Origin of the sequence: Citrobacter sp. Cpo045, assembly GCF_030332875.1 — a bacterium.
Classification (GTDB): Bacteria; Pseudomonadota; Gammaproteobacteria; order Enterobacterales; family Enterobacteriaceae; genus Citrobacter; species Citrobacter portucalensis.
In genome coordinates, this window is sequence record NZ_JAOWGZ010000074.1 from 1 (window position 1) to 10256 (window position 10256).

Consider the following 10256-nt stretch of genomic DNA (forward strand, 5'->3'; position numbering starts at 1 on the left):
ATACCTGCTTTCGTCATTTTGTTCAGCGCTCGTACCAGGGCCATAGCCTCCGCAACCTGACCATCGTAGTCACGCAGCGTCAGTGAACCCCCGAACAGCTGTTTTACCCGGTACATCGCCGTTTCCGCTATCGAGCGACGATTGTAATCTGTTGTCCATTTCCACCGCGCATTACTCCCGGTCATTCGCTGATTAGCCACTGCACGGTTACGGTCTGCATATTCACCGGGCCAGTAACCAGCACCTTTTCGGGGAGGGATAAGCGCGCTGATTTTCTTACGCCGCAGTTCATCGTGACATAGCCGGGTATCGTAAGCGCCATCGGCGGCGGCTGACCTGATTTTCCGGTGGGTTTGCCGGATTAACCCGGGGAAGGCCTCTGAGTCCGTAACGTTGTTCAGCGACAGGTCAGCGCAGATGATTTCATGTGTTTTACTGTCAACGGCGAGATGCAGCTTACGCCAGATACGGCGGCGTTCCTGGCCATGCTTTTTGACTTTCCACTCGCCTTCACCGAAGACCTTCAGCCCGGTGGAATCAATTACCAGGTGTGCGATTTCACCCCGGGTGGGCGTTTTGAAACTGACATTAACCGACTTTGCCCGCCTGCTGACACAGCTGTAATCCGGGCAGCGTAGCGGAACGTTCATCAGAGAAAAAATGGAATCAATAAAGCCCTGCGCAGCCCGCAGGGTCAGCCTGAATACGCGTTTAATGACCAGCACAGTCGTGATGGCAAGGTCAGAATAGCGCTGAGGTCTGCCTCGTGAAGAAGGTGTTGCTGACTCATACCAGGCCTGAATAGCTTCATCATCCAGCCAGAAAGTTATGGAGCCACGGTTGATGAGGGCTTTATTGTAGGTGGGCCAGTTGGTGATTTTGAACTTTTGCTTTGCCACGGAACGGTCTGCGTTGTCGGGAAGATACGTGATCTGATCCTTCAACTCAGCAAAAGTTCGATTTATTCAACAAAGCCGTGCTGATGATAAGTTCGCGATATTTATCAATCTAAAAGCTTCTCGATAATGTCCTTTTTTTGCAACAAAAGAAGTTATTTTAGGGAGGATGTTAGGGCTAATCTTGGAAGGCATTATTTTTTTAAAGCTGTAAATCAGTTTTTTTACTAATTCATGATTTTCTTCAATTTCTTTAATTCTCATTTTCAAAGCTATTTTCGCATATTTTGACATAGTATGATCAAAGCGAACATATTCAGTATCAGAATAACCAACATCTTCACATGCGAGTTCAGAATAATGTTTCTTTAAGGCATATAAAAAATTATCAGCATTGTACAAGAACGAGTTTATGATTATATTTTCATAAACATTTGTATCATCAATAAGCACTTCCTTAGGTTGTTCATCAAAATGATAACCACGATTATTGAAGTATATATTATAGTTGTCGGCCGTAGAAGGAGATAATCTGTCTAAATTCGTAAGTGCCCAGTATACAGAATCAGGACCCGTTGGTTGTCCATTTTGGGATAGAATTACCTTCTGTTTCCAGTGAGTTTTTTTGTCATTAACAAAAGCAGGTAATGATTGCGATAAATAATTTACAGCGTAAATGACTGCATCATACTTGCTAAACTTGTGTTCTTCTTCATTATTAAAACCACCTCCGGTTTTGCTTCTCGAAAAACAAATAGCTACGGTATCATCAACATTATCACTAATAAAACCCAACATTTCTTCTGCTAATTTTGCATTTTCTTTTCTTGCTAGTATATTAAATTTAAATGTTAAAGTTTTCCCTTCTGCTTTACCAAAATATATTGTAACCTCGCTCTCACCGAAAAAGTTAAAGAAGTAGCGTGACGAATGAGAATAAGACGGTTCACATGATACAAAATGACACTCCCCTTGCGGGGAGTTTTCATTTCTTAAAAAGGTTGTTGGAATATCGCCGATTACCATAACTGGCTCCCCAAGAGTAAGCAACTCTTGTTCACTTATAATTAAGTGAAAAACCAGCTTGTCATTTTCCTTTACCTCATAGGCACCACTGTCTGTAAGAGGTATTCGGCATTCGTCATTACCGTTATAAACATTTACATAACAATCAATCATAAATTATTCCCATATCCAAAGAGATTTTGACTTCCATGATTGATGCTTCTTTTAAGTAAGCGACAAGATCTTTCCATTTCCTCAGGGAGGATATTTAACAGAGCTTCTAACCTCTTACCGAAACCTTGTCCATAACCGTTAAGCAGAGGTAATATATGTTGAGATACAGCATAGTCCAGTGCCAAGTATCGACTCTCCATCGACATCAAAGGACCTGCAATATTATAATAATATCTTATAGCCTTTATTTTTCTATAAGAAACAATAATTGGGATACCAAAATCTAGTCTATCATCGCGTAGAACACTTATTATTGATAATAATGTTTGCTCTACATCTTGAGGTATTTCTAAACTTGTTGGCTGAAATGCTTTGATAAAATCATTTCCAGATATTGCTTCCATTAGGATATTTGATTTAACTCCTGACTCTTTTATGACAACATCATAGTTATGTTCAAAGTCATCAAAGTTAATAATTGCAGCCCTGTCTAATAATCGAGGCGTCAGCGTCTGTACAGTTTCATCTTGGTTTATAGTGCCTAAGAATCTAAGGTACTCTGGAACTAATAAGTATGAATAGTCTGGTAAATCTTTGAGGAAACGCTCTAAATTCCTTAGAGGATGAAAAATGCTTACGTATTTGAGATATAGTTCCTTTTGTAAAGCTTCTTATGTCTGAGTTTTGAGCTATTTTGTTTCCGTACGTTGAAATGATCTGATCATCTGAAATAAAATCAATCACTTCATCGATTTGCTCAAGGTTTCTCTTTATATTTGACAGGTATGATATTTTATTTTTAGGGTTACTGGCTATGTTTGCAATGCATTTTTGAATGCCAATTTTTCCAATGTGGTATTGCGGGATTCTATTCAGGGGGGTGTTTATAGGTTTTAAGTTTAATGTATATGTGTCAGATGATTCATCATGAGATGCTATAAAATCGAATGGTCCAAAGATATAATCATTTTCTTCAATAACTATGGTCTTTGTTGTTGGCTTTATATCTGTGACTAAAAGAGGGTTTTCGGGTATAGGCAGTTTACCATCTATAATTTGACTGACCTGGAGTCCTTTTATTTCTTCACAAGCATTAAATCTTGTTACATACTTACAGTCTCCTTCTTTTTTTTCGAAGTTCGTCGGTGAGCAAGAGACCTCAAATAAGTTGTCTTTAAATTTCTCCTTAATTTCAGAAAAACCACCTGTTACGAATACTTGCTCTGTTTCGCAGAAAAAGTCGCTTTGATTGATTGGTATTATTTCGCCGTTACTAAACACTTCATAATATGCTTTTAACTTTCCAAACTGATCTTCACGTTCACCATAAAAAGCTTGGTCAATAGTGCATAAAACTTTCCTATCATTAGCATTCATTTTTAACTTCCATCTTTGTCGACAAATGAGATTTATCCTATCAGTTCCGTATCTCTTATCAATTTTTTTCTCTACTTATTAAAATGTCTATTTGAAAAAGTAGACTTTCTGCGATACGCTTTGACCGGGTCACCGGACCCGTTTTTTCACACAGCACACCGGGCTTTTCCGGCCCAGGAGATCAGACCGTGACCGATCACTCAGAGGAACGGGTACCGCCCGTTCCGTCGCTCAGCCTGAACGGGGAACACCTGCCCGCCGTTGCCGGTCATGCCGGCCTTTCTGATCCGGCCCGCGCCTATCTTCTTTCCCTGAACTCTCCCCGCAGTCGCCGGACCATGGCCTCCTTTCTCGGGATCGTCGCCCGGATGCTTGGCTTCGCCGGGCCCGACACCTGTACCTGGGGCAGCCTGCGGCGTCATCATGTGATGGCCATCACTGAGATGCTCCGGGATACGGGGCGCGCAACGGCCACCATCAACACCTATCTGGCCGCGCTGAAAGGGGTGGCGAAGGAGGCCTGGATGCTGCGGCTGATGGACGTGGACAGCTTCCAGCATATCCGCGCCGTGCGGAACCTGCGTGGCAGCCGGCTGCCGCGGGGGCGGGCACTGCCGGCGGCGGAGATCCGCCAGCTTTTTGCCGCATGTGATGCCGATCGCAGCAGTCTGGGTCCGCGGGACGCGGCCCTGCTGGCGGTGATGCTCGGGTGCGGGCTGCGTCGCTCGGAGGCGGTGGGCCTCTGTATCGGTGACGTTGTCACGGAGGAGCGGGCGCTGCGGGTCACCGGAAAGGGCAACAGGGAGCGGCTGGCCTTTCTGCCGGCAGGAAGCTGGCAGCGGCTGCAGGTGTGGGTAGACCAGGTCCGGGGTGAGGCGCCGGGTCCCCTTTTCACCCGTATCCGCCGGTTTGACACCCTGACGGACGACCGGCTGACTGACCAGGCGGTGTACCATATCCTCCAGGTGCGGCAGCGCCAGGCCGGAATTACCAAATGCGCCCCCCACGATCTGCGCCGGACATTTGCAACCGCCCTGCTCGATAACGGGGAGGATCTCATCACGGTGAAGGACGCGATGGGGCATGCCAGCGTTGCCACCACCCAGCAGTATGACCGGCGGGGAGAACGACGGCTGCGTGAGGCCCGCGACCGGCTGAACCTGACCGGCTAAACAATCGCACGGCCCTGTGGATCAGGGCGCCCCGGTTAGCCTTACTCCTGCGTTCTGCCAGGGGTCGTCTCAGAATTCGGAAAATAAAGCACGCTAAGGCGTAGTCACCCCGTGACTCCCCCGCGCCGATGCAGCGAGCTTCGTTCCGTCTTGCAGTGACGCAATCAGCGGGCAGGAAACGTTCCCTTTCCGCGCATGGCAGGCGCACACCAGTTCAGACAGCACGGCCTCCATGCGTGCCAAGTCGGCCATCTTCTCGCGCACATCCTTGAGCTTGTGCTCGGCCAGGCCGCTGGCTTCCTCGCAATGGGTGCCATCCTCCAGCCGCAGTAGCTCGGCGATTTCGTCCAGGCTAAAGCCCAGCCGCTGGGCCGATTTCACGAACCGCACTCGTGTTACATCCGCCTCGCCATAGCGGCGAATGCTGCCATAGGGCTTGTCTGGCTCCGGCAGCAGGCCCTTGCGCTGGTAGAACCGGATGGTCTCCACATTGACCCCGGCCGCCTTGGCAAAAACGCCAATGGTCAGATTCTCAAAATTAATTTGCATATCGCTTGACTCCGTACATAACTACGGAAGTAAGCTTAAGCTATCCAAACCAAATTTGAAAGGACAAGCGTATGTCTGAACCACAAAAGTCTGAACCACAAAAGTCTGAACCACAAAAGTCTGAACCACAAAACGGGCGCGGCGCGCTCTTCGCCGGTGGGCTGGCCGCCATTCTTGCGTCGGCCTGCTGCCTGGGGCCGCTGGTTTTGATCGCCTTGGGGTTCAGCGGGGCATGGATCGGCAACCTGACGGTGCTGGAACCCTATCGCCCGATCTTCATCGGCGCAGCGCTGGTCGCGCTGTTTTTCGCCTGGCGGCGCATCTACCGCCCGGCGCAAGCCTGCAAACCGGGTGAGGTCTGCGCGATTCCCCAAGTGCGAGCTACTTACAAGCTCATTTTCTGGATCGTGGCCGCGCTGGTCCTGGTCTCGCTCGGATTTCCCTACGTCATGCCATTTTTCTATTAATCACAGGAGTTCATCATGAAAAAACTGTTTGCCGCCCTCGCCCTCGCTGCCGTTGTTGCCCCCGTGTGGGCCGCCACCCAGACCGTCACGCTGTCCGTGCCTGGCATGACCTGCGCCTCTTGCCCGATCACTGTCAAGCACGCGCTTTCCAAGGTTGAGGGCGTGAGCAAGACCGACGTAAGTTTCGACAAGCGCCAGGCCGTCGTCACCTTCGACGATGCCAAGACCAACGTCCAGAAGTTGACCAAGGCGACCGAGGACGCGGGCTATCCGTCCAGCCTCAAACGCTGATCCGTTAACCGAACTCGGGAGCGACACATGGGACTCATCACGCGCATCGCTGGCAAAACCGGCGCGCTCGGCAGCGTCGTTTCCGCGATGGGCTGCGCCGCCTGTTTTCCTGCCATCGCCAGCTTTGGCGCGGCCATCGGACTGGGCTTCTTGAGCCAGTACGAGGGGCTATTCATTGGCATCCTGCTGCCGATGTTCGCCGGCATCGCGTTACTCGCCAATGCTATCGCTTGGCTCAATCATCGACAGTGGCGACGCACGGCGCTCGGCACGATAGGCCCGATCTTGGTGCTGGCAGCGGTGTTTTTAATGCGGGCTTACGGCTGGCAGAGCGGTGGACTGCTCTATGTCGGCCTGGCCTTGATGGTTGGGGTGTCGGTCTGGGATTTCATCTCGCCAGCACATCGCCGCTGCGGGCCGGACAGCTGTGAATTGCCAGAACAACGTGGCTGACGGCAACAGCCGTAGCCACCACAGAAAAGGAAAAATACATGACCACCCTGAAAATCACCGGGATGACCTGCGACTCGTGCGCGGCTCACGTCAAGGAAGCCTTGGAGAAAGTGCCCGGCGTGCAATCGGCGCTGGTGTCCTATCCGAAGGGCACAGCGCAACTCGCCATTGAGGCGGGCACGTCATCGGATGCGCTGACTACCGCCGTGGCCGGGCTGGGCTACGAGGCAACGCTTGCCGATGCGCCACCGACGGACAACCGCGCCGGCCTGCTCGACAAGATGCGCGGCTGGATAGGGGCCGCTGATAAGCCCAGTGGCAACGAACGCCCGTTGCAGGTCGTCGTCATTGGTAGCGGTGGAGCCGCGATGGCGGCAGCACTGAAGGCCGTCGAGCAAGGCGCGCAGGTCACGCTGATTGAGCGCGGCACCATCGGCGGCACCTGCGTCAACGTCGGTTGTGTGCCGTCCAAGATCATGATCCGCGCCGCCCACATCGCCCATCTGCGCCGGGAAAGCCCATTCGACGGCGGCATGCCACCCACACCGCCGACGATCTTGCGCGAGCGGCTGCTGGCCCAGCAGCAGGCCCGTGTCGAAGAACTCCGTCATGCCAAGTACGAAGGCATCCTGGACGGCAATTCAGCCATCACCGTTCTGCACGGTGAAGCGCGTTTCAAGGACGACCAGAGCCTTATCGTTAGTTTGAACGAGGGTGGCGAGCGCGTCGTGATGTTCGACCGCTGCCTGGTCGCCACGGGTGCCAGCCCGGCGGTCCCGCCGATTCCGGGCTTGAAAGAGTCACCCTACTGGACTTCCACCGAGGCCCTGGCGAGCGACACCATTCCCGAACGCCTTGCCGTAATCGGCTCGTCGGTGGTGGCGCTGGAGCTGGCGCAAGCCTTTGCCCGGCTGGGCAGCAAGGTCACGGCCCTGGCGCGCAATACCTTGTTCTTCCGTGAAGACCCGGCCATCGGCGAGGCGGTGACAGCCGCTTTCCGTGCCGAGGGCATCGAGGTGCTGGAGCACACGCAAGCCAGCCAGGTCGCCCATATGGACGGTGAATTCGTGCTGACCACCACGCACGGTGAATTGCGCGCCGACAAGCTGCTGGTCGCCACCGGCCGGACACCGAACACGCGCAGCCTGGCATTGGAAGCGGCGGGGGTAGCCGTCAATGCGCAGGGGGCCATCGTCATCGACAAGGGCATGCGCACCAGTAGCCCGAACATCTACGCGGCCGGCGACTGCACCGACCAGCCGCAGTTCGTCTATGTGGCGGCAGCGGCCGGCACTCGTGCGGCGATCAACATGACTGGCGGCGATGCGGCCCTGGACCTGACCGCAATGCCGGCCGTGGTGTTCACCGACCCGCAGGTCGCCACCGTGGGCTACAGCGAGGCGGAAGCACATCACGACGGGATCGAGACCGACAGTCGCCTGCTAACACTGGATAACGTGCCGCGTGCGCTTGCCAACTTCGACACACGCGGCTTCATCAAGCTGGTCATCGAGGAAGGTAGCGGACGGCTCATCGGCGTGCAAGCGGTGGCCCCGGAAGCGGGTGAACTGATCCAGACGGCGGTGCTCGCCATTCGCAACCGTATGACCGTGCAGGAACTGGCCGACCAATTGTTCCCCTACCTGACCATGGTCGAAGGGCTGAAGCTCGCGGCGCAGACCTTCAGCAAGGACGTGAAGCAGCTTTCGTGCTGCGCCGGATGAGGAAAAGGAGGTGTTCAATGAGCGCCTACACAGTGTCCCGGCTGGCCCTTGATGCCGGGGTGAGCGTGCATATCGTGCGCGACTACCTGCTGCGCGGATTGCTACGGCCGGTCGCGTACACCACGGGCGGCTACGGCTTGTTCGATGACACCGCGTTGCAACGGCTGCGCTTTGTACGGGCTGCCTTCGAAGCGGGTATCGGCCTGGACGCACTGGCGCGGCTGTGCCGGGCGCTGGATGCTGCGGACGGTGACGGTGCGTCTGCGCAGCTTGCCGTGTTGCGGCAACTCGTCGAGCGTCGGCGCGAGGCCCTGGCCAGCCTCGAAATGCAACTGGCCGCCATGCCAACCGAACCGGCACAGCACGCGGAGAGTCTGCCATGAACAGCCCAGAGCACTTGCCGTCTGAGACGCACAAACCGATCACCGGCTACTTGTGGGGCGCGCTGGCCGTGCTCACCTGTCCCTGCCATTTGCCGATTCTCGCCATTGTGCTAGCCGGCACGACGGCCGGCGCGTTCATCGGGGTGCACTGGGGTATTGCAGCCCTCACGCTGACCGGCTTGTTTGTCCTGTCTGTGACGCGGCTGCTGCGGGCCTTCAAGGGAAGATCATGACCGCTTCCCAGCCAGCCGAGAGTGGGCAGCTTTGAGCTTCGCTACCAATCTGGAGGAGTACCACCATGAACGCAAACGCCCCGAACACTGCCAGTTGCACCACCTGCTGCGTATGCTGCAAAGAAATTCCGCTCGATGCCGCCTTCACCCCGGAAGGCGCGGAATACGTCGAACATTTCTGCGGGCTGGATTGCTATGAACGCTTCCAGGCACGCGCCAAGGCCGCGACAGAATCTGACATTGCGCCTGTCCCTGGCGGTTCGCAGCCGTCAGATTGAGGCATACCCTAACTTGATGTCAGATGCCATGTGCAAACGATGTCAGAATAGAGTTAAATTTCCTATTGATTGACATATTCCGTCAAAGGTAATAGATTTCATCCTGACACTTTTGCCTTTGGAGGCATCTTGCAAGGTCAACGCATCGGCTATGTCCGCGTCAGCAGCTTCGACCAGAACCCGGAACGGCAATTGGAGGGTGTTCAGGTGGCGCGGGTGTTCACCGACAAGGCTTCTGGCAAGGACACCCAGCGTCCCGAGCTGGAAAGGCTGCTGGCCTTCGTCCGCGAGGGCGACACCGTGGTGGTGCATAGCATGGACAGGCTGGCACGCAACCTTGATGACCTGCGCCGCATCGTCCAAGGGCTGACACAACGGGGCGTGCGCATGGAGTTCGTCAAAGAAGGGCTGAAGTTCACCGGCGAGGACTCACCGATGGCCAATCTGATGCTGTCGGTCATGGGAGCCTTCGCTGAGTTCGAGCGCGCCCTGATCCGCGAACGTCAGCGCGAGGGAATCGTGCTGGCCAAGCAGCGCGGTGCCTACCGGGGACGAAAGAAATCGCTGAACAGCGAACAAATTGCCGAGTTGAAACGGCGAGTTGCGGCAGGCGACCAAAAAACCTTGGTGGCCCGTGACTTCGGCATCAGCCGCGAAACCTTGTACCAGTACCTGCGGGAAGACTGACCATGCCACGCCGCTCAATCCTGTCCGCCACCGAGCGCGAAAGCCTGCTGGCACTGCCAGATGCCAAAGACGAACTGATACGGCACTACACGTTCAACGAAACCGACCTGTCGGTGATCCGTCAGCGTCGCGGCGCCGCGAATCGATTGGGCTTCGCTGTGCAGCTTTGCTACTTGCGATTCCCTGGCACCTTTTTGGGCGTCGATGAGCCTCCGTTTCCGCCCCTGTTGCGCATGGTGGCCGCGCAACTCAAGATGCCAGTGGAAAGTTGGAGCGAGTACGGCCAGCGCGAACAGACACGGCGGGAGCACTTGGTCGAGCTGCAAACGGTTTTTGGGTTCAAGCCCTTCACCATGAGCCACTATCGGCAAGCCGTGCATACATTGACCGAGCTGGCCTTGCAGACCGACAAAGGCATCGTGCTGGCGAGCGCACTTGTCGAGAATCTGCGGCGGCAGAGCATTATCCTGCCCGCCATGAATGCCATCGGGCACTGTTGCAAAGTTAGCGATGAGGCAGCCTTTTGTCTTATTCAAAGGCCTTACATTTCAAAAACTCTGCTTACCA

15 protein-coding genes are annotated in these 10256 nt (G+C 54.1%); 10 read left to right on the forward strand and 5 right to left on the reverse strand.

The annotated features are described in order from the left end of the window. The 4 genes from OGY13_RS03605 to OGY13_RS03620 form a co-directional block, all read right to left on the reverse strand. On the reverse strand, nucleotides 1–944 hold a 944-nt coding region (locus OGY13_RS03605; RefSeq protein ID WP_164850819.1), incomplete at its 3' end, for an IS5 family transposase. Nucleotides 945–965: 21 nt separating this feature from the next. Then, on the reverse strand, nucleotides 966–2075 hold the full coding sequence (locus OGY13_RS03610) for a hypothetical protein (RefSeq protein WP_224776061.1): 1110 nt from the start codon (nucleotides 2073–2075) through the stop codon (nucleotides 966–968). Next, nucleotides 2072–2479 carry a DUF8727 domain-containing protein gene (locus tag OGY13_RS03615; RefSeq protein ID WP_224776060.1) on the reverse strand — a complete coding sequence of 136 codons (408 nt, stop codon included), beginning with the start codon at nucleotides 2477–2479 and terminating at the stop codon, nucleotides 2072–2074. The genes OGY13_RS03610 and OGY13_RS03615 overlap by 4 nt, the downstream gene beginning before the upstream one ends. Nucleotides 2480–2624: 145 nt before the next feature. Next, nucleotides 2625–3452: a hypothetical protein gene (locus OGY13_RS03620; protein WP_022652267.1), complete on the reverse strand. Its 828-nt coding sequence runs from the start codon at nucleotides 3450–3452 to the stop codon at nucleotides 2625–2627. Between the two features lie 236 nt (nucleotides 3453–3688). Between OGY13_RS03620 and OGY13_RS03625 the strand changes: the two genes are divergently transcribed. Continuing rightward, nucleotides 3689–4624 carry a tyrosine-type recombinase/integrase gene (locus tag OGY13_RS03625; RefSeq protein WP_176602932.1) on the forward strand — a complete coding sequence of 312 codons (936 nt, stop codon included), beginning with the start codon at nucleotides 3689–3691 and terminating at the stop codon, nucleotides 4622–4624. Between the two features lie 93 nt (nucleotides 4625–4717). On the opposite strand, the gene merR is transcribed toward OGY13_RS03625, so the two are convergent. After that, nucleotides 4718–5173 carry a mercury resistance transcriptional regulator MerR gene (gene merR, locus OGY13_RS03630; protein WP_001166628.1) on the reverse strand — a complete coding sequence of 152 codons (456 nt, stop codon included), beginning with the start codon at nucleotides 5171–5173 and terminating at the stop codon, nucleotides 4718–4720. Between the two features lie 71 nt (nucleotides 5174–5244). Here merR and merT point away from each other — a divergent pair, with 71 nt between their 5' ends. The 9 genes from merT to OGY13_RS03675 form a co-directional block, all read left to right on the forward strand. Beyond that, entirely contained in the window at nucleotides 5245–5640 is a 396-nt protein-coding gene (merT, locus tag OGY13_RS03635) for a mercuric ion transporter MerT (RefSeq protein ID WP_001294653.1), read from the forward strand. 15 nt (nucleotides 5641–5655) lie between these two features. Continuing rightward, nucleotides 5656–5931, forward strand: coding sequence for a mercury resistance system periplasmic binding protein MerP (gene merP, locus OGY13_RS03640; RefSeq protein WP_000732275.1), 276 nt, complete (start codon nucleotides 5656–5658; stop codon nucleotides 5929–5931). Nucleotides 5932–5958: 27 nt separating this feature from the next. Next, the gene (gene merC / locus OGY13_RS03645; RefSeq protein WP_000522996.1) at nucleotides 5959–6384 is read left to right on the forward strand and encodes an organomercurial transporter MerC; all 426 of its coding nucleotides are present in this window, start codon (nucleotides 5959–5961) and stop codon (nucleotides 6382–6384) included. 38 nt (nucleotides 6385–6422) lie between these two features. Then, nucleotides 6423–8108: a mercury(II) reductase gene (merA, locus tag OGY13_RS03650; protein WP_000209296.1), complete on the forward strand. Its 1686-nt coding sequence runs from the start codon at nucleotides 6423–6425 to the stop codon at nucleotides 8106–8108. Between the two features lie 17 nt (nucleotides 8109–8125). After that, nucleotides 8126–8491 carry a mercury resistance co-regulator MerD gene (gene merD / locus OGY13_RS03655; protein ID WP_001277466.1) on the forward strand — a complete coding sequence of 122 codons (366 nt, stop codon included), beginning with the start codon at nucleotides 8126–8128 and terminating at the stop codon, nucleotides 8489–8491. Then, on the forward strand, nucleotides 8488–8724 hold the full coding sequence (gene merE / locus OGY13_RS03660; protein ID WP_022652270.1) for a broad-spectrum mercury transporter MerE: 237 nt from the start codon (nucleotides 8488–8490) through the stop codon (nucleotides 8722–8724). The genes merD and merE overlap by 4 nt, the downstream gene beginning before the upstream one ends. 65 nt (nucleotides 8725–8789) lie before the next feature. Beyond that, complete coding sequence (locus OGY13_RS03665; RefSeq protein WP_000993245.1) at nucleotides 8790–9002, forward strand: DUF3330 domain-containing protein; 213 nt, start codon at nucleotides 8790–8792, stop codon at nucleotides 9000–9002. 129 nt (nucleotides 9003–9131) lie between these two features. After that, entirely contained in the window at nucleotides 9132–9689 is a 558-nt protein-coding gene (locus OGY13_RS03670; RefSeq protein ID WP_001162012.1) for a recombinase family protein, read from the forward strand. 2 nt (nucleotides 9690–9691) lie between these two features. Next, nucleotides 9692–10256, forward strand: a 565-nt coding sequence (locus OGY13_RS03675) for a DUF4158 domain-containing protein (RefSeq protein ID WP_259470151.1), incomplete at its 3' end; no start/stop codon positions are given.